The following is a 24,344-nucleotide window of genomic DNA, read 5'->3' on the forward strand; positions in this document are numbered from 1 at the left end:
ATTCCTGGAAATCTGGCATAATAAATGGGGTGATATCAGGAGAATGATCTTTACAACTGCAGATAAACCCAGCTTGTTTATTGCACTTGTATGTGAAAGGATATATTATATATCTCAAATATTATGAATGAATTGGTGATGTGATCAAAATGAGTACAAACGATCGAATTCCGTTGTATCAACAAATCCAGGACTATATCAGACATGTCATAACTTCAGAAAATATGAAACCCGGTGATCGCATACCGACAGAGAAGGATCTGATGGATCAGTTTCAGGTCAGTAAAATTACGGTTGCCAATGCGCTGACCGGATTAGCAAATGAAAAATTAATTGCACGTGTGCCGGGGAAAGGCAGTTTCGTAGCAGAAGAAGCCGATAGTGCTTCTGTGACATCAACGCAAGCTGCCACGATGAAGGGCAGAGAAGGGATACTTTCTAGCGGAATGGTTGGCATCATTATGCCCTCTATTCATGATTATTTTGCCATTAGACTCGTTGAGGGAATTGAGCAAGCACTGCGCGAGGAAGGGTATCGCAGCATGATCATGTTTACTCATGGCAAGCTGGATAAAGAGAAAGATGTCATCAAGGAGATGAAGGCACTTGGGGCAGAGGGTCTGTTAATCTTTCCTGTAGATGAGGAGAACTACAACGAGGAGATCCTCGGTATGAAGCTCTCTGGTTTTCCTTTTGTACTGATGGATCGCTATTTGCCAGGGGTGGAGACGCATTATATTGCGGCAGATGGTAGGCGGGGCACGAGACTAGCCGTGGAGCATCTGTGGGAGCTTGGACACCGGGATATCGCCATTTGCTCGGATTCTCCCCTGCAGACGGTCACGGTTCAGGAGCGGATTGAAGGTTATATTGAGGCTTTAAAAGGCAAAGGGGCTTTAATCAATCCTGCGCATATGATTACGGATTTCCAACCGCTAAGCGAACTGAAGGATGCGGAGGCCCACCCCTTGTACCGATATATCCAAAACCGAATGGTCACGGCATATGTTTCGCTTAACGGTAGACTGGGTGTACAAATCTATCAAATGGCCAAGCAAGCAGGACTTAGGGTGCCTGAAGATGTATCAATTGTAAGCTTCGATGACCCGACATCCATTGTGGAGGAATTCAGCATTTTTACCCATGTGAAGCAGTTTGAGCGCAATATGGGATATCAGGCAGCTGTTAAATTACTTGAAGTATTGCGTGGTCATGGGGAAGTGAAAAGCTACAGCAAAATTCTGATTGAACCCGAACTGGTCATACGTCAAACCACCGGAACGGTTCCTCAAGCCTGAATTTCACAAAAAAGAAAACCTTTTCCGTCAAAAACGGGAAAGGTTTTTTTATGTTTCTATAAAAACATATTGAATATATTCATATCATATATTATAGTCTAGAAAATGATGGATAGTCATACATTGCAACCCAAATGAAATACGAGCAGGGGAGGCTAAGAATGTGGCACGAGATCGAAAGGAAGAGCGTACCGGATTTCAAGAATCCGCTCCTTATCATGCCGACTATGATTTGCAGACTGACTTTGTAATGGTTTACGGGATTGACGAGTCGATGCAGGAACGCATTCAGAAGTGGAAAGAAAAAGGGTATATCGTTCATCTGATGACAGGTGTTGCCTGGGGGACCTACAACAACTATCTCGATGGCGAGGTTGATGGCGCAACGCATTGGGATGAAGCTCAAACGGACCGTCAGGGGAATATGATTCTTCACGGGGACAAACCGGTCATTCCATACATGGTGCCTACGATTTCCTTTGGCCATTACATAGCGGAGCGAATACGTCTCGCTGTTGACGCCGGTGTAGAGGCCATCCATCTGGAGGAACCTGAATTTTGGGTAAACGGAGGATATTCGGAAGCTTTTAAACGGGAATGGCAGCTGTATTACAAGGAACCCTGGATTCCACCCCATGCTTCGCCAGATTCACAATTTCGAGCTTCCAAATTAAAAGCGTATTTATATACACGCGTCCTGGACCGATTATGTGCCGAGATGAAGGACTACGCGTTAAAACGTTATGGTCGTGTCCTTCGCTTTTATGTCCCGACCCATAGTCTGATTAATTACACACAGTGGCGAATAGTCAGTCCACAATCTCAGCTTTTAGAGCTGCCTTCCATCGATGGATACATTGCACAGATCTGGACCGGGACATCCCGAACCCCCAATGTGTATGAAGGCAAGCGTAAAGAACGTACCTTTGAAACCGCTTACCTTGAATATGGCGTAATGCAAGAGCTGGTTCGTGGGACCGACAGACGAATGTGGTTCCTACATGATCCGATTGAAGATAACCCGAATTATACCTGGGCCGATTACCGACAGAACTATTTAAAGACTGTGGTTGCCTCGCTCTTGCATCCCGGGGTCGCCCATTATGAAGTCTCACCTTGGCCTCGACGAATCTTCCAAGGTACTTACCCATCCGAGGACGGCTCTGGCAAGGAGCAAATTCCGTCAGACTATGCCACAACTTTGCTTCAAGTCATGCACACTCTAGGTAACATGGATCAGGATGTGGTTGAAACAGCCGAGGAACCATTACAAGTTGGCGTTTTCATTGCAGACTCAGCGATGTATCAACGGATGAAGCCAGATCCCAATGCACCCCATGCCGGTAAATACGATGGAACAGACCCTGAAGGATTTCAGGAGGATGGCGATACCGAACTGCTCGATTTCTCCCCTTTTTACGGACTTACACTGCCTTTATTGAAACACGGGGTTCCCGTGAGACCCCTTCAACTGGATAATGTAAGGCGGTATCCGGGTTACTTGGCAAGTTATCGTGTGCTCATACTAAGCTATGAATTCATCAAACCGGAATATCCGGACATTCACTATGCCCTTGCACAGTGGGTGCAGGATGGTGGAGCGTTAATCTACGTTGGCGACGACAGCGATCCGTATCATAATATTCGTGCATGGTGGAACCCTGACGGCCAGGAAGGGCAGTCTGATCCGGCACATAACTCTCCTCGAGCACATTTGTTTGAGCAGCTAGGTCTGAAAGATAAGAGGGAAGGGATCAATAAGGTTGGAAAAGGGATCGTTTGCTGGCTGAATGAACATCCGGCTGACTTCACTTTATCCAAGGCAGGGGCTGATCGGTTGCGCCAATCCGTCAAAGAAACGATGGAGACCCTTCACGGACCAGAACTTGAGTGGAAATCGAAGCCATATTTCAAAATTAGACGAGGTCCTTATCTAATCGTATCGATTCTGGATGAGTCGGTCAGCGAAGAGCAGGTGGTCATTTCAGGTCCGATGGTGGATTTGTTTGATTCAAAGCTCTCCGTTCTGAGTCAAGTGGCTCTAAAACAGGGAGAGCAAGCCCTGCTTTACGATATCGAAGCGGGTCGTCCAACAGATGGAGAAGTATCCGTTATTGCTGCTTCCTCCCGAATAGAAGGTCTGTCACAGTCTGCCACGGGTTTTCGATTCATTGCGAAAGGTCCTGCCAATATGAAGGCAACGGCAAGGTTGTACTGCAAGGCCAGACCATTGTCTGCCCAGTATGTCGTTCAAGAGCGGACGGCACCCGCTGTGTGGGAATGGGACCCGAATTCAAAGACCGTTCTTCTTCAGTACGAACATGGTGATGAGAACAACGCAGAGGTTTCTGTCCGCTGGACTTCCTGATTTTATATAACCTGATTGATGTAACAGAGAGGAGTATACTAGCATGCCATACGAACCGATAAGGCCTGAACGGTTAAAACAGATGTTAAACAAACTTCGGGAAGCCATATATGAGCCGATTGCCGAGTTGGAAGTGACGGCATGGGTTACCCCAGAGCCCGTATCATACGAGGAACGGATGTCCGGCACAAAAGTGACTCTCACGCAAGGAGAACGATGGGGGGATTTATGGGACTGTGCCTGGTTCCGCTTTGCGGGCCGTCTACGGGCAGGCGAACGACATCAGAATGCAGTCCTCTTGCTGGATGTCAGCGGTGAGCTGTGTCTGGTTGACCATGAAGGCTCACCGATCCAGGGATTAACTACCATTAACTCTGAGTTTGATTTTTCACTAGGTCTTCCTGGTAAACGAGTCGTGCAGCTCCAGGAGATGTCTGTGAATGGGCAGGAAGTTGAAGTGTGGGCAGATGCAGGCAATAATGATCTGTTTGGCAAGTATCGGGGAGGAACATTGAAAGAGGCCGTGATCGCCTTCTGCAGGGAAGATATTCGGAATCTCTATTATGATACCGAGGTGCTTTTGGAAACGGCAGAGCAGCTCCATGAAGGTTCCGCTCGTAAGGAGAAAATTTTTCAAACGCTCTATGACATTTCATTACAGCTGACAGCATTTTCGAAAGAACACATTGAGCAAGCGAAGAAACGACTGGATAAACAGCTTAGCATGCAGGGAGGCGATCCGGTTTTAACCCTAAGCGCTATCGGTCATGCCCATATTGATTTGGCCTGGTTATGGCCGATCCGTGAGACGATCCGGAAAGGAGCTAGAACGTTCTCCACAGTGCTCCGCATGATGGAGCGTTATCCCGATTATGTGTTCGGAGCAAGCCAACCACAGCTGTACGATTGGATGAAGCAGCATTATCCCAAGCTGTATGATCAGATCAAGGAACGGGTACGTGAAGGCAGATGGGAACCGCAGGGGGCCATGTGGGTGGAGTCGGATACCAATGTGCCTGGTGGTGAATCACTCGTACGCCAGATTCTGTATGGCAAGCGTTATTTTCAACAGGAATTCGGTCTGGAAATGAAATCACTCTGGATGCCTGATGTATTCGGCTACTCGGCAAGTTTGCCTCAGTTGTTAAAGAAATCAGGTGTGGATTATATGATGACCCAGAAGCTGTCCTGGAGTGAGTACAACCGACATCCCCATCATTCCTTTCTGTGGGAGGGGATTGATGGTTCAGCGGTATTAACACATATGCCGCCTGAGGATACCTACAATAGTCCGGCAGCTCCGCGTTCGATCGTCAAAGCTGAGCGGGAATACCTGGACAAAAATGTATCCAGCCATGCACTGATGCTCTTTGGTATAGGAGATGGGGGCGGCGGGCCAGGTGAGGAACATTTGGAGCGGCTGAAACGGGAGAAGAACCTGCTTGGCTTGTCTCCTGTTATACAGGAACCTTCGTGGAAATTTTTTGAACGACTTAATGAAGAGCGTGAGCGATTCCAGACGTGGCGCGGGGAGCTTTACCTAGAAAAACATCAAGGAACGCTGACCAGTCAAGCCCGAAGCAAACGATATAACCGAAAGATGGAGAAGGCGCTGCGCGAATTGGAGTTCGCCTCTGTACTGGTGACTGCCCAGATAGGTAAGTCTTATCCGTCCGAGACATTGGAAACGATATGGAAGGAAGTCCTCCTGTATCAGTTCCATGATATCCTTCCCGGGTCTTCAATCAAGCGAGTGTACGATGAGTCACTCCTACGATACGAAGAACTTTTGGAACAGACAGAAAAAATGATTAGCGAAACCTACAGCCATTTGGCAGACCAGATCTCTTCAAATGTCGATTCCTTACCCAACTCCTCCATAGTGATATTCAATTCATTGCCTTGGGAGCGGCAGGAGTGGCTTCACACAAATGGAAGCTGGCGCCAAATTCAGGTGCCGTCCATGGGATACACCGTGATATCTGATCATGTGGGCCAGGATGCTATGGATGAAATTGCATCCTCCACTGAGGTGGTCCCGGGAATGCGGGATTCGGGATTTCAGGTTTCTGCTAATGAGCGTGTCGTGGAGAATGACACCTTCATCGTAAGGTTTGATCGAAACGGAGCTATCATCTCCATCCGGGATAAGGCAGAAGCTCGAGAAGTCATTCCGCAAGGTTATCCGGGAAATGCACTTCGTGTGTATCACGACGAGGGAGATGCTTGGGATTTCAGTCATGACTATTCAGCGCATACGGGTATGCCGTTAACGCTTCAAGACATTCACGAGCTTCGTGATGGTCCCAAAGTTGGGTTGATTTTCGAGTATAACTATGGAGAATCCGCTCTGATCCAGACTGTCGTTCTGACAGAGGGAAGCAGACGCATTGATTTTGAGACGACTGTCGATTGGAGGGAGCATGGGAAAATGCTCCGTACTTCATTCCCGCTGAATATCCGTACAGACCAGGTTCACTGTGAGATCCAATTTGGCAGTTTGACCAGACCGACCCATCGGAATACCATGTGGGACTTCGCCAAGGATGAGATATGCGCTCATCAGTGGATTGACTTATCCGAGCCGGATTATGGAGTTGCACTGCTTAATGATTGTAAATATGGTCATCGAGCCATCGATAATGTGCTTGATCTGAATTTGCTGCGCAGCAGCTCATACCCAGACCCCGAAGCAGATCGTGCGGAGCATAAGTTCACCTACTCGTTATATCCGCATCAAGGCAATCATGTTCAGGCTGAGGTCTATCGAAGAGGTAATGAACTGAACATCCCGCTTCGTACGGTTTCCTTATCATCTGGATCTGCGAAGCAGAACGGTAAGCTCCCGTATTCCAAAGCATTTCTTCAACCAGATCATCCGCACATCATGGTGGAATCGGTCAAAAAAGCCGAAGAGGGTGACGACATCATCGTCCGTCTATTTGAAACTTCAGGAACCCGTGCCTCCACAGCATTACACCTTGGATTTCAGGTAGCAGAGGCTTGGACGACGGATCTTATGGAAAATATGATTTCAACCGTTCCAATTGAAGAAGCATCCGAGATCGCTCTGTCCTTCACACCATTTGAAATCATTACGATACGACTGAAGTTAAGCCAGGTATAGCTGGGGCGGTTCTCCGTCCCTTATTAAGAAAGGAGAGGTGGGAATGTGATCAAGACACGAGAGAGCAACAATCGATTGATGAAGCGAATCTGGCAGCATAAGCTCTTTTATTTGTTCATGTTACCCGGCATCGTCTGGTTTTTTCTGTTTTCTTACGTGCCGCTATATGGAATCCAGGTTGCTTTCAGGGATTACAACTTCATTGGCGGTTTCACGGGAAGTCCTTGGGCTGGCCTCAAGTACTTCGAACAGTTCTTCAATTACTACCAGTCCGGTGACATCATCCGTAACACGATTATCATTAGTCTGATGAAACTGCTGATTGGTTTTCCAATGCCGATTATTCTTGCACTCCTGTTAAATGAAGTCCGAATGATCAAATTCAAAAAGACGGTTCAGACCCTTTCCTACTTGCCTTATTTCGTATCATGGATCGTTGTGGTCACCCTGATGCAACGGCTCCTAACGCCGTATGGGGGTCCAGTCAACGACTTATTGGGGTCATTTGGAGCGGAGTCGATCCAGTTCCTGAACAATCCAACGTGGTTCTATCAGATGATCGTTGGTTCGGACATCTGGAAGAATATCGGTTGGAATTCCATCATCTTTATGGCCGCTATTGCGGGTATTGATCAACAGCTTTACGAAGCTGCCAAAATGGATGGTGCAGGACGCTTCAGGCAGATGTGGCACATATCACTTCCGGGTATCCGCAATGTGGCCATCATATTATTCATACTCGCCGTGGGCAGTCTGATGAGTGCGGGGTATGAACAACTGCTTCTCCTGAATGGACCGGCGACCGCAAGTCTGGGCAGTGTACTGGACGTACACGCCATTAACTCTGGGATCCGGGAAGGGCGTCTCAGTTACGCTGCAGCTGTCGGACTATTCCAAAGTGTTATCGCACTCATTCTGGTTGTAACCGTCAATCGCATCGCCAACAAAGTCAGTGATGTATCCCTGTTCTAAGGAGGTGACCTTATGGAACGAAAATGGTCCTTATTCTCAGTGCTTAACTATACCTTTCTCGCTTTAGTTGGATTCTCCATGATCTACCCGTTCATTTACATTTTGGCTTATTCACTGAATGACGGTAAGGACTCGATGCAAGGGGCAATTTATTTTCTTCCTCGCCAATTCACGTTGGATAACTATGCCCAGGTATTCGATAACGCACGAATCTGGAAGGCCTATCAAATTACGATTATGCGCACCGTGCTCGGTACTTTCCTCCACGTTGTGTTGTGTACACTCATGGCCTATGCACTTTCCAAAAAATCATTGCCTGGTCGCTCTTTTTTTACCTTTTACATCTTTTTGCCCACGATTTTCAGTGCGGGATTCATTCCGTTCTTCATTACGCTCCAAAAGCTGCATCTGATCAATAGCTTCTGGGTGTACGTTCTGCCTATGCTGTTCAATTTCATGCACATCATCATTATTCGAACGTTTCTGCAAGGCATACCGGAAGAGCTGGAGGAATCCGCCCGTATTGACGGGTATGGTGATTTTCAAATTTTTATACGAATCATTCTGCCTCTCTCCGGACCGGTACTGGCAACCATCTCGCTCTTTATTGGGGTAGCCCACTGGAATGACTGGTTCTCGGGCGCTTATTACGTATCCAACAAAGATTTGATCCCGGTGCAGACCCTATTGCAAGAAATGCTGACTGAAGCAGAGGCGCTGTCCAATTCGATGCAGCGTGCAGCACAGCAGGGTGGTCAGACCGTTGGTGGTGTCGGCGGGGCAGGAGCAACACCTGAATCCCTTCGCATGGCTTTGCTGGTCATAACGGTTTTCCCGATCTTATGTATATATCCGTTTCTGCAACGATATTTCGTGAAGGGGGTTATGATCGGTTCGGTTAAAGGGTAGATCATCCTGACCTGAAATTGCTAGAGCTTGACCAGATCATATATTCAAGGAGGCGATTGGTTTGAACAGCATTTGGTCAAAAGGTGTATCCATGTTGCTCGTGTCCATCATGGTTGGAGGTTTGCTGAGCGGCTGCACGAGTTCATCCGGGAACGGGGAAGGTGCAGAAGGGGAGAACGGTAGTAAACTTAAAATATTGCATAATTGGAATGGCTCAGGCGGATCGGATAATGGAATGACACCTGTGGAGGAAGTGATCAAAGAGAAAACAGGCGTTACCTTGGAGTGGGAATATACGAAAGGAAGCGAGACGGAGAAAGTAAACCAGATTTTCGCTACACAGGATTTGCCGGATATCTATACCGGGCCTGCATGGGGAGGCGAGCTGGACGGAATCATCAAGGCTGCCAAAGAGGGGCAGCTGGTTGATATATCCGATAAATTGGGAGATTATCCGAACCTGGCCAAATCCATTGCCAAAGAGAATGTACCGCCAGCACTCTATGAAAAAGCAATAGATGCGTATGACGGTAAGAAATATTTACTCTTACAAAATCAGCCCGCGACGAACGAAGATGGCATGGATTGGTTGTATGGCTTCTATGTTCGCAAAGACATTGCCGAGAAAGTCGGCGTTGATCCACAGTCTGTGGTGACCAAGGAAGACTTCTATAACTTCCTCCAAAAAATTAAAGATGCCAATCTGAAGGAGAGCGGTCAGCCCGTATTTCCGCTGGGCGGCTTCAGTAACGGATGGTCCGTGGGTATCGGCAACACCATGTTCTATTCGGGCGCAGGCTATGTAGACAAAGGTGACGGAACGGTAGAGCATAACTTTTTCACCAAAGGTTATGAAGAATACACGCTGTTCTATCGTAAACTGGTTGAAGAAGGGCTGATGGACCCCGAAGCCTTTACTCAGACCGATCCCATCGCCAAGGAAAAAATCAATCAAGGACGCATTGCTATCCTTGCTGCACATTATCCGGCCATTTTGGACGCCTCCAAAGAATATGTTACTTCCCATCCTGGAAGCGATTACATCCCAATCGGACCATTGGAACGAGCAGATGTTGATCCGAGCCGGCCTGTCGATCTTGGCATTCAAGGAAACAACGTAACGGCTATCACCAGTAGCTGCAAGGGTGCATGTGTAGATGCAGCACTTAAGTTTCTCGATTACATGGCATCTGACGAAGGCTTCATGTTGGCCCGGTACGGAGTTCAAGGGGTTCATTGGGATATGAAGGACGGCAAACCCGTACCGAACCAGGATTGGTTCGACAAGTTTACAGCAGATCAATCCGGTAAAGCTCGCAAGAATGAGGGCATTAGCATCGGACTGGAATCGATCACAGGACTTGATCGCATCAACTCGGCAGCAGGCGGAGACATCTGGGCAGATCAGGATCGGCTCGATGCCATGGAAAATGCCCGGAAAATCCTGCGTCCCAATGGTATTCACGTAATAACAGCCTATAACCCGGGCGATGTGATTACCAAGTCACCGGAATGGGAAATGCTCAAGCCTTCCATGGACCGGATGGGAGATGCCTGGAAGGAAGCCATTTTCGCAAAATCAGATGAAGCGGCCCTTAGCATTATCAACGATCTCAGGGATCAGCTTCGGAAGACCGGATACGATCAAGCGATGCAGTTTACCAATGAGAACCTGAAAGGAAAAGATATCGTAACTGTTCAAATGCCGAACTAATGCCGAAGTGGCAGGTTACCGATTAGCACGGGAGTCACATAGGCTTTGCAGCGCCTTGGTCAACAAGTCGAGCAAAGCCTATCCCTTTTGAATCAGGAGCACAGTTTATGCTGGGAAAAATGAATTGAAGGAGATGTAACCAATGACGACGTTTAGACCACCATCAGTTCCGTTGATCACGGTAGACCCTTATTTTAGCGTATGGTCTGCTGCCGATCACCTCTATGATGATACCACTCGGCACTGGACGAACCATCCGCAGGGCATGGTCGGCATGATTGCCATTGACGGCAAAATCAGAAGGTTTATGGGAAAAATAGGTATTCGTGAAGATGCAGCCGTTGACGAGCCGGATGCGCTCATGCAGTCGAATCTTACCGTTGAGCCTGTAACTACCCGTTACACCTTTGAAGGAGAGGGCATAGAGCTGGAAGTTCATTTTACCACGCCACTATTGCTCGATGATCTGGAGTTGTTATCCAGACCAGTGACGTATGTTACGTTCCATGTTAGAGCGATAGACGGTCAGGGCCATCACGTGAAAATCTATTTTGATGTGACAGGGGAATGGTGTGTACATTCCCCTGATCAGCAAGTTACCTGGGCATCTCATGTAATCAATGAGCAGTTGCTTGCATTGTCCATGGGAACAGTGGAACAGCCTGTATTAAAGCGTGCCGGCGATGATACGAGAATTGACTGGGGACATATGTATCTGGTGGTTCAGCAGACTTCTCAAAGTCATTCGGTCATTCATTCGGTATCCAGCCGTGAACAGTATGCCCGAACGGGTCGTTTGAAGACAGAAGATGACTCTCGTAAGCCGCGGTCCATCACTGGCGATATGCCTGTTATGGCAACCGAAATGGATATGGGATCTATCCATGAAGAGTCAGCCACACGCTATCTGATGCTCGCCTATGATGATATTCATGCGATTGAATATTTTCACAAACCGCTGAATGCGTATTGGAAGAAAGATGGTGTGACATTCCATGCAATGCTGGCAAAAGCAGCGGAGCAATATGAAGAGATTATACAGCGGTGCAATCGCTTTAATCAGGAGCTTTTAGCGGAAAGTCAGGCCGCAGGCGGGAACCAATATAGAGACATCCTGGCACTGACCTATCGGCAAGCGATTGCTGCACATAAATTGGTTGCTGACGAAGCGGGAGAAGTATTATTTTTCTCCAAAGAGAATTTCAGTAACGGCTGCATCGCTACGGTGGATGTGAGCTACCCGTCGATTCCGTTGTTCCTGAGGTATAATCCCGAATTGGTCAAAGGAATGATGCGCCCAATCTATAGGTATGCGGAGAGCACGGATTGGACATTTGATTTTGCTCCGCATGACGTCGGAACTTATCCTCAAGCCAATGGTCAGGTTTACGGAGAGAACAAGCTTGAATATCAGATGCCTATCGAGGAATGTGGCAATATGCTCCTGATGGCAGCAGCGGTATGTAAATATGAGAAGCAGGTTGAATTTGCACGTGAGCATTGGGGGCTTCTGACAACATGGGCTTCGTATTTGCTGCAGCATGGTCTGGACCCGGACAATCAGCTGTGCACCGACGACTTCGCTGGACATCTTGCGCACAATGCGAACCTGTCGATTAAAGCGATTTTGGGTATTGCCGCTTATGCCTACATGAGCGCCGAACTTGGTTTGCCCGATGGTGTCGTTTACCGTGAAGCGGCTGAAAAAATGGCAGATGAGTGGGTATCCATGGCAAATGCAGAAGATCACTACAAGCTTACCTTTGACAGCTCGAATGAGTCATGGAGCATGAAATACAATCTGGTATGGGACCGCCTGCTCGACTTCAACCTTTTTCCAAAAGAAGTGGCTGCCAAAGAGTTGGCATATTATCAGCTAAAACAGAATCGATACGGCATTCCGCTGGATAGCCGTGAGACATATACCAAGTCCGATTGGCTCGTATGGTGTGCCTCCATGAGTGAAACACAAGCCCAGTTTGAGCAGATGATCTCACCACTTTGGGATTTTATGAATGAGACATCGAGCCGTGTGCCCGTAACGGACTGGTATGATACCCTCACCGGAAAGCAGTTGAATTTCCAAAATCGTTCGGTCGTCGGTGGATTTTTCATTCCTTTGCTAACCACAGCATTTGCATCTGATCAACATGAGAACAGGTGATGAATGTGAAATCGGAAATCACGGACATTCACAAATTACTGCAACAATTCAAAAATCCTGAGGCGACGTATCGGCCACAACCCTTTTGGTTTCTAAATCATAATTTCACCAAGGCTGAGCTTGAAAGCCAAATTCAATCCATGTATGAAGCGGGTGTTGGCGGCGTAGTTTTGCATGCACGTCATGGAATGCAGACCCCGTACCTGTCCGAAGAGTTCATGGATACGCTGGAATTTTGCACAAAGGAATGCGAGAAGCGCGATATGGTGGTCTGGCTGTATGATGAGGACAATTGGCCGAGCGGAACACTTGGTGGTAAGCTGACAAGGCAGGATCCCGAATATCGGATGAGATACCTGAGGGTCGAGGAACGAAGATACTTACACAAAGCACAACAGGGAACGTTACCTCTCGATTTTGTCGCCTACGATAACAATGAACTCATCGCTATTCTCGTTTATCGTGGCATCCAGCAAGATGGGGAATGGCTGATATATGATCAACCCGAAGATATTACAGCGTTATATGGGCAGGAATGGAAACCGAATTCGGACGATGATTATATCATACTCGGCTGTTGGTCCTGTGAAATTGCCGAAGGGATCACGTTTGCAAAAGGCTATTACCTGGACACCTTGAATCCGGAAGCCGTTCAGGCTTTCATTCAATTGGCTTATGAGCCGTTTCAGCAATTACAGCCACACTTCGGTGCGACCATTCAAGGCGTATTTACGGATGAACCTGGACTCATGATCCACGATGGTTTTTTTGGCGTAGAAGCCATTCGAACGTCGGTTCAAGATGTGAACGCAACTTTGCCCGGAATGGTGTTTGCTTGGACACACAGGATGGCGGAACGCTATCAACAGGAGAACGGATATGAGCTAATTCCCTGCTTAGGCGCTTTGTTATATGGGATGGCTGATGGCAACAGATCTGTGAGGCAGGATTATTATGATACGATTACCCGTTGGTATGTGGAAGGGTATCATGCGGCTATTCGTACGTGGTGCGAGTCACACAGTCTGCTGTATATTGGCCATACACTGGAGGAGCCAGTGTGGGGGCAGGCTCGGTCGCAGGGCAATCAAACCCGCGTATTGCAACAATTCCATTATGCAGGTGTGGACTATCTGACACATGGGATCGGCACAAGGGAGAATCCGCATCGTATCGTATCCGTAAAGACCGCAGCGTCTGTCGCTCAGCTGAATGGGAAAAAGAGAGTCATCTGCGAGTCCTTTGGTGCGAGTGGTCATGCCTACGCTATGCGACAAAGGAGGCTTGATGCCAATTTCATGGCATTTCTGGGTGTGAATCTGTTTATTCCGCATGCATTCTATTATTCGTTTGCAGGGTATCGAAAAACGGATTTCCCGCCTACTGAATTCAAGCATGCTCCGCACTGGCCTCATTATCGGGCTTTTGCCGATTATCTTGGGCGGCTGAGTGTACTGGGGGCTTCCACGAAGCGCATGCCGGAAGTGCTGCTATTGTCACCGATCCATACGGTGTATGAGCATATGTTCGTATCCGGTGAATCGAACCAGCATCCAACTGCGGATCAATTATTCTCCTTATTGTCTGATCGTATGCTGCGCAGCTCCATCGATTACGATTATGTAGATGAGTGCCAGTTGAGAGAGGTAAAGAATGCTCATGCTGACGGATATCCGTATGCCGGTAATCTAAACGCATATTCGATTTTGATTTTGCCTGAAATTACGGTTATGTCCACGGATATCGCAGAACAGCTTGTATCCTTTGTCAACAGAGGTGGAACGCTGATTGCTATTGGGGCAATTCCTTGTGATAGTGGAATCCTGCGGCAAGATCCGGAAATATTGAAGCCTATGAATGTACTATTTGGTTCCAACCCTCAGCACGGGAAATTACAAGCAGTTGGCAAAGGGCACAGCCTATTCTATTCCATGAAGAATACAGTCCATGAAGATGAGGTAGCGGAAGGAGAAACGGACGAGGACGAGGACCCATATCATAATGATACCCTTATGAAGTTTTGTGTTCTTTTAAAAGAGTTATTGACGGTACAACCGGCCATTGCTTGGACACAGGTTGAAGGGCACAGCGAGGATCTAATTCGTGTTGAACGAACATTCGAAGCCCATGTGTATACATGGCTGATGAATTGGTCGGAGCGGCCCGTGTCCATTCAATTCGATCCGATTCGAATAAACGGTTTCATGGAAGAATGGGATTTGGAAAACGGGAGTGTGAATTCGCTAACTCATGATGCTGTTCTAGCATTGGTACCGGGGGAGCTTCGTGTACTATCGGTTAGATATGATCAAGTGACCGATTCATTTGACCCCGATGATCATAGATTTTCCTTACCGCAAGAGCACGGGAAGGGTAAAGCTCAGTGTTCCACCGAAGTGATGGTTTTAGGTGATCATTGGCAGTTTCAGACCGTAGAACCCAACGTACTTGTGCTGGATCAATGGCAGGTAACGTTGAATGACCGCAAGTCCAGGATGAATGCAGCGATGCCGGGTCAAGTCAATACGTACCGTACAACATTTGTCGTGACAGAGGAATGGATCGAGCTTATGAACTCGCAGAAGGGTTCAGAACATACAAACGAATCAGGAGAGGAACGTCGCTTCACCAAAATGGAGCTGATTCTTGACGAAATTGAGCAGAAGATTCCATCCCATATCGGTTTTCTGCAGCGCAGACGTAATGTTGAAATCTTTATTAATGGAGTACGGATGGAAGCACTCCGACCATCGCTATGGCAAGATATTCATTACAATGGTGTGGACATTAGCAAATACCTCGTGAAAGGCGAGAATGAGCTTGAAGTTCTCACGGTTTCATTGCTGGAGCCTATGCCTGCCATTTCCTTTCCTGCTTACCTGATTGGTCCATTTGTTATAGAAGATCAGACTACTTTAACCGTGGAACGGGAACAACTGGCAGGGGTATGGAATGCCGCCGGTTATCCATTCTATTCGGGAGCAGCATCATACTCGCAGCAAGTGGACTTGTCCAATGTCAGCTTGAATCAGGCAGATGAACTGTGGCTGGAAGCGGAAGATATTAGAGAGACAACAAGGCTTTATGTGAATGGGGAGGATGCTGGCATCCGCTTATGGCCCCCCTATCATTGGAATGTCACGTCTTATATTTTGCCGGGGATTAATGTAATCAACATTCAAGTGGGCAATACACTGGAAAATGTATACGGAAAGTCATCACTGCCTTCGGGCATGAACGGGTCAGTAAAACTGGTGACTAGAACCTTAAAATAATGCAATATTCCGGTTCTGGGCAAGTAACTGTTGAGCAAGAATACGTACACATAAAAGTCGCCATATTGGCGGCTTTTTTGGCATTGAACAGGAAAGACTGAAGTTTGCTGTGCTGGAAATAATTATATTTAAAGCAGGTTATTCATTAAATCCTTGGACCTCACACGTTATGAAAGCGATTTAAATATGTGTTGACGAAAACCATTTTCATAATTATTATGTAAATGAAAATAGTTTTAGAGAGGTGGATATCACAGTGAAGCAATATTTTGAGAAGGCTCAGAAGTTTGGTAAATCGTTCATGCTTCCTATTGCTGTTTTACCTGCGGCGGGTCTATTACTGGGGATTGGAGGCGCCTTATCCAACGCCAATACAGTTAATTCGTATCCGTTTTTGCAGATCACGTGGCTGCAGCAAGTGTTTACAGTGATGAGCAGTGCAGGAAGTATTGTGTTTGATAATCTGGCATTGATCTTTGCCATTGGTGTGGCGGTTGGACTTGCCAGAGCGGACAAAGGTACAGCAGGTTTGGCTGCAGGTCTTGCCTATCTGGTGATGAATGCATCCATTAATGCGATGTTGGTCAATTCGGGGAAACTTGCCGCAGATCATTTGGCTAGTGCCGGTCAAGGTATGGTACTCGGAATCCAGACACTGCAAACCGGTGTGCTCGGAGGGATCGTCGTAGGATTGGTTACCGCATGGCTTCATAATAGGTACAACAAAATAGAACTTCCGCAATTCCTTGGCTTCTTTGGAGGTTCACGTTTCATTCCTATCGTTTCATCCTTTGCGGCCATCTTTATCGGTATTGCGTTGTTCCTGATCTGGCCAACCATCCAGCTCGGCATAACGCAGCTTGGAGGTTTGGTCGATAGAACTGGGTATATCGGAACACTGTTGTACGGATTTGTTTTACGGATGCTGGGTCCACTTGGGTTGCACCACATCTTTTATCTGCCTTTCTGGCAGACTGGAGTCGGAGGAACAATGGAGGTTGCGGGAAAAGTTTACGAAGGAACACAGAATATTTTCTTTGCTCAACTGGGAGACCCAACAACCGAGAAATTCTTCTCGGGTACATCCCGATTTATGTCAGGACGTTTTATCACGATGATGTTTGGTCTGCTGGGTGCCGCACTCGCTATTTATCATACAGCCAAGCCTGAACGTAAAAAAGTAGTCGGCGGACTGATGTTGTCTGCGGCGCTCACCTCGTTCTTGACAGGAATTACAGAACCACTTGAATTCTCATTCCTGTTTGTTGCTCCAATCCTGTATGTGATTCACGCTGTATTTGATGGTTTGTCATTTATGTTATCGCATATTTTTGAGATTACCATTGGTCAAACGTTCTCCGGTGGATTAATCGACTTTATTCTGTTCGGGATACTTCAGGGTAATACGAAAACCAACTGGATTATCGTTCCTATCATTGGTGTGGTCTGGTTCTTCCTGTATTACTTTACCTTCCGAATTCTGATCGTTAAGCTCAATTTAAAAACTTCAGGACGTGAGGATGAGGGAACAGCGGAGCCAGAAGCCAAAACACAAAGTCAGCAAACGAATACACCGTCATCTGCAAAAGGGGAAGAACGATCGATAGCCATCCTGAATGGATTGGGCGGTGCAGACAATATCAATGAATTGGATTGCTGTGCAACGCGGCTTCGCGTATCCGTGAAGGATATCGAGAAGGTTCAAAAGGATGCACTTACAGCTACGGGAGCCAAAGGAGTCGTCCTGGTCGGTAACGGAGTGCAGGTTATTTACGGCCCTCAGGTAACGGTGATCAAAAATGAAATCGAAGAAATTATGGAAACGGAGTAATTGCAATGAATATAGATAAATTGGGTTTACAAAGCGGTCTCGTTGTATCATGTCAGGCATTGGAGCATGAGCCGCTTCATAGTTCGTTCATCATGGGACGCATGGCAATCGCAGCAAAAGAAGGTGGAGCCATAGGTATTCGTGCCAATACGGCGGCTGATGTGAAAGAGATTAAGGAACAGGTTGATCTTCCAGTCATAGGTATTGTGAAGAGAAATTACGGAACCAATCCGGTGTTCATTACACCAACGATCCGGGAAGTGGATGAGCTAGCCGAAGTGCATGCGGAGATCGTTGCGGTAGATGCGACGCTGCGAGCACGGCCGGATGGTAAAACATTGGATGAATTCGTGCATGAAATTCGTACCAAACATCCTCAACTTCTATTAATGGGGGATATTTCAACCCAAGAGGAAGCTATAAATGCAGAACGGCTCGGCTTTGATCTGATTTCTTCTACATTAGTCGGATATACAGAGGAGACAGCAGGGATTAAGCTGTATGATAATCAATTTGCGGCCTTGAAGGAAATTCTGGCAAGTGTGCAAACACCTGTTGTTGCGGAAGGAAATATCATGACGCCGGAGATGGCAGCAACGTGTCTCGAAGCTGGAGTCTATTGTGTTGTTGTCGGTGGGGCCATTACGCGTCCCCAACAAATTACGGAACGTTTTGTCGCTGAAATTGCAAAATTGAAGGAGTCTTCTCCTTCTGCTAAATAAGAGGAGAAAACATGAAAACAGCCAACGAATCAAGTTGGCTGTTTGTTTATTCAGCAGAATAAAGAGCTTTTAACGTTTGCTGCCGCGCATGAAGTAAATGTTCATCCTCAAGTAATAGAAGCGAGATTACATCCAGGATGTAAATAATGGCCAATTGGCTGTTAATGAAGTTCACATCTCCGTTTCGCCCGATATCCGGGGTGAAAATACACAAATCCGAAATTTCAGACAGGGGTGTATGATCAAAATTAGTAATTCCCACGACTTTGCTTCCTCTTTTTTTGGCCGCGTTTAATGCGTCGCTGACTTCTAATGTTCGTCCAGAATTAGATAAACCAATAACCAGATCGTCTTCGCCCAGAAGAGAAGCACTCATGATCATCATGTGAGAATCGGTTACCGCATCGATTACGATATCCATCCGCATGAGCCTGTATTTGAATTCCAAAGCAGACAAGCCTGAACTTCCCAAACCATAGACATAAATTTTGCGAGCTTTTTTTATGTACTGGACCACTTGTTCAATTTTGTCGGTATCCAGCATTTCCGCGGTCGCATTTATAATATCATTGTGAATCTGTTGTGTTCGTATAAAAAAATCCGTTTCATTGCGGGGTTGGTGTACTTCACGGCTGAGCCGAATTTTAAAATCGACAAAGGTGGAACAACCTACTTTTTTGCAAAATCGAGTAATGGTGGACATGGAAGCATTGGTGTACGTAGCCAGATCCCTAATATTGATGTTATTAATGGATGATTTATTGCGCATAACATAATCGGCTATTTCCTTTTCTTTTGCTGAGAAGCGCTGGTATTCAAGCTGTAGCATATCAATGACACTGGAGGACATTCGGATTCTCCTTTCCCAGAACGTGTTAACTTCTATATAGTCTATCCTCATTAGTCTACTTCCTAAAAGCCAAATCATCAAACCTTTATAAATAGACGTATCGTTTCATTCGATGAGGTTAAAGACCATATTAATTATTATGTTAACTTAAAAGTATCATACGTGAACAGAATAAATAAATGTAAGAGTTTACATACGTTTTACTTCAAGCTGACTGGATGCTGAATTCCATTTGCTATGATTGGCCTGTTTGGATTTTGATAATCCAACTAATCATACATAAAAAGGAGAGAATTATGATCAGTCACCTCTACAAAAAGTGTTTACCCATCCTGTTATCGCTTTCTTTGGTATTCGGATGGTTCGCGGGATTTGGGGGAGCTAATTCAGCCCAAGCCGCATTGGCTAATGCGCCATCGCTGGATATCAGCAAAGTTACGGTTACTTTCTATGGTGATGCGACAAGTGCCAAAGGTTTCACTTGGTATACTCCTCTTGCATCTACACAGAGCACTGTTCAAGTGGTACCTAACCAGGGAGGTCTTGCAGATTTCAACCAGGCTCAAAGCTTCAACGGACGTGAATCCGTAGCCTCCAACTCCCCGGGAGAAATGGTGCATAAGGCGGAAGCGACGGGGCTTATGGCAGATACCGCTTATTATTTCCGCGTTGGTGATCAGAACCTGGACATATGGAGTGAGGTTGGAACGTTCAAAACGGCTCCGGTTGATGGTGACTTTACCTTCATTGACCTGACGGATACGCAAGCAAAGGAAGAAGATGAGGCGATTCTGTCCGGCTCTACACTTGCCAAGGCACTCGCGACTGTTCCGAATGCTGAATTTGTCGTCCAAAACGGAGACGTTGTGGAGAATGGCACGTCAGAGCAAGAATGGAACTGGCTGCTTGGTCACTCACAAGACAGTCTGCTGAACACGACCATTGCACCATCCGCTGGTAATCATGAGAACAAGAATTATGCGTTCTACGAGCATTTTAACGTAAAGCAGCCAGAGGGTGCTGAAACAAAAACAGGCGCATATTACTCTTATGATTACAGTAAAGCCCACTTTATCGTACTGAACTCCAACGAGAATTCAACCGAGTATGCCAATTTCTCGAATGAGCAAGTCGCATGGATGAAGCAGGATGTAGCGGAGGCAAAAGCTGCAGGAGCCGAGTGGATTATTGTTAACATCCATAAAGGTCCGTACACGACATCGAATCACGCCACGGATAGCGACATTATTGGTGCAAACGGTGAACGGAAAAAAATCGCCCCGCTCATGAACGAACTGGGAATTGATCTGGTCCTCCAGGGACATGACCATATATATGCTCGCACCAAGCCAATCAAGAGCGATGGCACCGCTGAAGAAGTGTCCAAAATAACAGAGACTTTTAATGGTCAGAGTATCGAGTACTCGGTCAAACCGGATGGAACCATTTATATGATTCCCGCAACTGCCGGGGCCAAAGTGTATTTCAAAAACGTAAAGCCAGAACTGGGTGAAGCATATTTCAGCTTGTTCGACCGTGCGGAAGAAAACCATGCACGGCAATATGGCGACACTACAAGTTTGGCCAGAGGTCATGTGCAGAACTTTGTCTCCTTGACCATTAATGGAGGCAAGCTGTCCGCCATAACATATGAGATTGACCAAAATAAATATAATGCAGAGCCATTTATCGTGGATACTTTCGGAATTATCAAGGAATCGGATACGGTACCTGTTCCTGAGAAAGTCAGCAAAGTAACGGTAACGTTCCATGGAGATCCGACCAATAGCAAGGGCTTTACGTGGTATACCTCTGATCAAGTGACAGAGAGCAACCTTCAAGTTGTGGAGAAAACAGCTGCAGCACCTGATTTTACACAAGCCAAATCGGTTCTAGGGCGCTCTGCCCAGCCTGCGAATGCTCCATCGGAGTTGATGCACAAATCGGAAGTGACCGGACTCAAAGCGAATACGACCTATTATTACCGGGTAGGGGATGCTTCCCGGCAAGTATGGAGCGAGACAGGAACCTTCCGCACGGCACCGGAAAAAGGCAAATTTACCTTCATCGATCTGGCCGATACACAAGCCAAGGAAGAAGATGAAGCCATCCTTTCCTCCGAGACACTGGCTAAAGCGCTCGCCACAGTACCGGATGCACAGTTCGTCGTACACAACGGTGACATCGTGGATAATGGTATCAAAGAGGAACAGTGGAATTGGCTGCTTGGGCATTCGCAGGAAAGCCTGTTGAACACAACCATCGTTCCATCCGCAGGAAACCATGAAGACAAGAACTATGCGTTTATTGATCATTTTAATATCCAGTCACCAGAGAATTCAGCAACGGAGACAGGAGCGTACTATTCATATGATTACAGCAATGCACATTTTGTTGTGTTGAATTCGAATGAGGATTCGGACGAGTATGACAACTTCTCAGTAGAGCAGGTCGAGTGGATGAAGAAAGATGTCCAGGCTGCCAAGAAAAATGGAGCCCAATGGATTATTGTGAACATTCACAAGGGTCCATACACGACCTCAAATCACGCAACGGATTCCGACATCATGGGAGCAAACGGTGTACGTACCAAGATTGCACCGATCATGGCGGAGCTGGGCATTGATTTTGTTCTCCAGGGACATGATCATATCTATGCCCGCACAAAACCGATCGATCAGAATGGAAAAGCACGTCAGCCAGAGATCATCACGGAGATGCAAAATGGAGAGAAAATCGAGTACTCTGTGAATCCGAATGGCTCAATCTATCTGATTCCGGCAACAGCGGGTCCAAAAGTGTATTACAAAAATCCGAGCCCAAGTCTCGGTGATGCCTATTATAGTCTCTTCGAACTGGCAGAGGAGAATCATGCAGCCAAATATGGCCCGGATCCGAACGACAACCGCCGTCCAATGCGCAGTCAGGTCCAGAATTTTGTGGGCATTACGATTGACGGCAGTAAACTGACAGCTATCACGTATGAAATTGACCAAAATCTAAACGGAGCAACCCCGTTCATTATTGATCAGTTCGGTATCGTGAAGAAAACGGAGACTACAAATCCTGGGACTGATCCATCCAATCCGGGAACATCCAATCCGGGTTCTGGCTCAGGCTCCGGTAACGGATCAGGCAGCGGTAATGGCTCCTCAGGCACCGGCGGCGACACAGGAACCGGTAACGGTTCTAACAACGGTACCGGCAACGGAACTGATTCTGGCAATGAGCCGGGTACTGGATCAGGCAATAACGGGAACGCAGGGACTACGCCAACGATAAAAGATACAGCCGGGCACTGGGCAAAATCTGCAATTGATAAAGCCTTGGCGGCTGGATTTGTAAATGGCTACGGCGATCAGACCTTCCGTCCGAATCAAAAAGTCACACGGGCCGAGTTCATAACGATGCTGGGTCGTGCCCTGAATATGAATACCGTAAGCGAGAGCATTCAATATACGGATGATAACAAGATTCCTTCATGGGCGAAGTCATATATTACAGCAGCGGCATCTGCTGGCATTATCAATGGTTACGCTAATGGTTCGTTCGGTCCTGGCAAGACGCTGAGCCGTGCGGAGATGGTGACCATGATTGCACGCGCTGGCGGGATCCCAACGGATTCCAATGCGAAGCTGGATTTCAAAGATGCAAAGGATGTTCCGGCATGGGCAGTATCCCATGTAGCTTCTGCCGTGGAGGCAGGTCTGGTAGGCGGTATTGGTGGCAATCGATTTGCCCCAATGCAGACAGCCACCCGGGGTGAGGCCGTTACGCTTATTATCGGTCTTCTTGAACAAACAAAATAATGCCAAAATAATGCCTCCTAGAAACCAATGTGGAACTTTCCGCATTGGTTTCTTGCTTATTTAGAAGACTTGGAGATAATAATGAAGACGTTGCAAAAGAATCAGAGTCCCTGTACAGTGGATGGATCGTTAATTGAACTTGTAAATCTGATTTCGAACTCAACAATAGTTAAGATAAGGAAGGACATAAATGAAATCTCAAACCTCTGCGCGCATCAAACTCCCGGCGGGATTTTGGACAGGTTTACATCAATTAGGGATTGTCGCCCACGATGTGGCTCGGAAAGCACAACTGCCGCTCACCATCATAACTGAACCAAGCGTCACCACCGCTCAATATTTTGCAATCTGGCAGGCTTATTCCGATCTGGTGGGTGACACTGCCGAAGGGATCATCAAGCTTGCGACTATCTTTGAAACGTCGAAATATCCGCCGAGCGTTTTAGCGACTTATCATGCTCGTGACTACCGGGACGCATTAAAGCGAATGGCTCGCTACAAGCAGCTTTGTCCTCCTGAAAGCCTTCGTATTATAGAGGAAGGAGAGGACTGTTCCATTGAACTGAATTGGTTGTCTGGTGAGCAAACAGGTCCACCTTTATTGGTTGGCGTCACACTGGCATTTCTTCTGGAACTTGGACGCCGGGGAACAGGTCAACCCTTAACAGCGCGGCTTGTTGAATTTTCGCTCCCTATGGGTGATGTAAAGGCCCTGGAGGATTATTTCGGTTGCCCGATTCGGATGGGTGCAGCATGTAATCGGCTTACGCTGGATCGTAAAGATTTGGACCGGCCTTTTCTTTCATATAACGAGGAATATTGGAGATCCTTACTCCCATTCTGGACCGATCGCTGGATGAACAGCAGGGCAGTCGCTCTATTTCCGAGATGGTCAAATGGATTATGAAACGCAGTCTCACAGGTGGTCGCCCCGACATTCAGATTGTAGCCAAGGAATTGGGTATGAGCGATCGTACCTTGCAGCGTCGGCTAACTGATGAAAACACAAGCTTCAAACATCTGTTGACGCAAGCCAGACATGAGCAGGCACGTGCTTACTTGGCGGACCCCACACTGGATATTAAAGAAGTAGCTTTCCTGATTGGATATGAAGACCAGAACTCGTTCTACCGAGCCTTTCGTTCATGGGAAGGGGATACGCCTACGAATTGGCGTACGGAATATTTGGGAACGAATTCCCTATCCGAAGGATCATCAGAATCATCAACGCTTCATGAATTGAATGAAATGAATGCTTTTTAACATTTGGCGTGTTATGCAAGAACTTTGGCGGAATACGCTAGT

General features: G+C 46.9%; 12 protein-coding genes and 1 pseudogene. 12 read left to right on the forward strand and 1 reads right to left on the reverse strand.

What is annotated here, in order from left to right; translation table 11 throughout:
- Positions 1-149 precede the first annotated feature (149 nt).
- From QP794_RS13485 to QP794_RS13530, 10 genes are all read left to right on the forward strand, one after another.
- A complete protein-coding gene (locus QP794_RS13485) occupies positions 150-1,298 on the forward strand; it encodes a GntR family transcriptional regulator (RefSeq protein WP_285077237.1) in 1,149 nt (382 codons plus the stop codon).
- A 163-nt stretch (positions 1,299-1,461) separates the two neighbouring features.
- Complete coding sequence (locus QP794_RS13490; RefSeq protein ID WP_285077239.1) at positions 1,462-3,666, forward strand: hypothetical protein; 2,205 nt, start codon at positions 1,462-1,464, stop codon at positions 3,664-3,666.
- Between the two features lie 43 nt (positions 3,667-3,709).
- Positions 3,710-6,793 carry an alpha-mannosidase gene (locus tag QP794_RS13495; protein ID WP_285077241.1) on the forward strand — a complete coding sequence of 1,028 codons (3,084 nt, stop codon included), beginning with the start codon at positions 3,710-3,712 and terminating at the stop codon, positions 6,791-6,793.
- 45 nt (positions 6,794-6,838) lie between these two features.
- On the forward strand, positions 6,839-7,765 hold the full coding sequence (locus QP794_RS13500) for an ABC transporter permease (RefSeq protein ID WP_285077242.1): 927 nt from the start codon (positions 6,839-6,841) through the stop codon (positions 7,763-7,765).
- Positions 7,766-7,777: 12 nt separating this feature from the next.
- Complete coding sequence (locus QP794_RS13505; RefSeq protein WP_024631734.1) at positions 7,778-8,674, forward strand: carbohydrate ABC transporter permease; 897 nt, start codon at positions 7,778-7,780, stop codon at positions 8,672-8,674.
- A gap of 61 nt (positions 8,675-8,735) precedes the next feature.
- The gene (locus tag QP794_RS13510) at positions 8,736-10,388 is read left to right on the forward strand and encodes an extracellular solute-binding protein (RefSeq protein WP_285077244.1); all 1,653 of its coding nucleotides are present in this window, start codon (positions 8,736-8,738) and stop codon (positions 10,386-10,388) included.
- A gap of 142 nt (positions 10,389-10,530) precedes the next feature.
- A complete protein-coding gene (locus QP794_RS13515) occupies positions 10,531-12,552 on the forward strand; it encodes a glutaminase family protein (RefSeq protein ID WP_285077246.1) in 2,022 nt (673 codons plus the stop codon).
- Positions 12,552-15,827, forward strand: a complete 3,276-nt coding sequence (locus tag QP794_RS13520) for a glycosyl hydrolase (protein ID WP_285077247.1) — start codon at positions 12,552-12,554, stop codon at positions 15,825-15,827. Before QP794_RS13515 ends, QP794_RS13520 begins: the two co-directional genes overlap by 1 nt.
- 256 nt (positions 15,828-16,083) lie before the next feature.
- Positions 16,084-17,658, forward strand: a complete 1,575-nt coding sequence (ptsG, locus tag QP794_RS13525) for a glucose-specific PTS transporter subunit IIBC (RefSeq protein ID WP_285077249.1) — start codon at positions 16,084-16,086, stop codon at positions 17,656-17,658.
- Between the two features lie 5 nt (positions 17,659-17,663).
- A complete protein-coding gene (locus QP794_RS13530) occupies positions 17,664-18,380 on the forward strand; it encodes an N-acetylmannosamine-6-phosphate 2-epimerase (RefSeq protein ID WP_285077251.1) in 717 nt (238 codons plus the stop codon).
- Positions 18,381-18,426: 46 nt separating this feature from the next.
- On the opposite strand, the gene QP794_RS13535 is transcribed toward QP794_RS13530, so the two are convergent.
- Positions 18,427-19,230, reverse strand: coding sequence for a MurR/RpiR family transcriptional regulator (locus tag QP794_RS13535; RefSeq protein WP_285077253.1), 804 nt, complete (start codon positions 19,228-19,230; stop codon positions 18,427-18,429).
- A gap of 296 nt (positions 19,231-19,526) precedes the next feature.
- Here QP794_RS13535 and QP794_RS13540 point away from each other — a divergent pair, with 296 nt between their 5' ends.
- Both QP794_RS13540 and QP794_RS13545 read left to right on the forward strand, forming a co-directional pair.
- Positions 19,527-23,039: an S-layer homology domain-containing protein gene (locus QP794_RS13540; protein ID WP_285077255.1), complete on the forward strand. Its 3,513-nt coding sequence runs from the start codon at positions 19,527-19,529 to the stop codon at positions 23,037-23,039.
- A 190-nt stretch (positions 23,040-23,229) separates the two neighbouring features.
- Positions 23,230-24,302: pseudogene (locus QP794_RS13545) on the forward strand (helix-turn-helix domain-containing protein).
- Positions 24,303-24,344: the final 42 nt, after the last annotated feature.

Origin of the sequence: Paenibacillus sp. UMB7766-LJ446 (assembly GCF_030226665.1) — a bacterium.
GTDB classification, from domain to species: Bacteria; Bacillota; Bacilli; order Paenibacillales; family Paenibacillaceae; genus Paenibacillus; species Paenibacillus vandeheii.

What these genes read in the sequence shown, in the direction of transcription:
- QP794_RS13485 (WP_285077237.1), top strand. Translation starts at nt 150, where the DNA reads ATGAGTACAAACGATCGAATTCCGTTGTATCAACAAATCCAGGACTAT.
- QP794_RS13495 (WP_285077241.1), top strand. Translation starts at nt 3,710, where the DNA reads ATGCCATACGAACCGATAAGGCCTGAACGGTTAAAACAGATGTTAAAC.
- QP794_RS13505 (WP_024631734.1), top strand. Translation starts at nt 7,778, where the DNA reads ATGGAACGAAAATGGTCCTTATTCTCAGTGCTTAACTATACCTTTCTC.
- QP794_RS13515 (WP_285077246.1), top strand. Translation starts at nt 10,531, where the DNA reads ATGACGACGTTTAGACCACCATCAGTTCCGTTGATCACGGTAGACCCT.
- QP794_RS13520 (WP_285077247.1), top strand. Translation starts at nt 12,552, where the DNA reads ATGAATGTGAAATCGGAAATCACGGACATTCACAAATTACTGCAACAA.
- QP794_RS13530 (WP_285077251.1), top strand. Translation starts at nt 17,664, where the DNA reads ATGAATATAGATAAATTGGGTTTACAAAGCGGTCTCGTTGTATCATGT.
- QP794_RS13535 (WP_285077253.1), bottom strand. Translation starts at nt 19,230, where the DNA reads ATGTCCTCCAGTGTCATTGATATGCTACAGCTTGAATACCAGCGCTTC.
- QP794_RS13540 (WP_285077255.1), top strand. Translation starts at nt 19,527, where the DNA reads ATGATCAGTCACCTCTACAAAAAGTGTTTACCCATCCTGTTATCGCTT.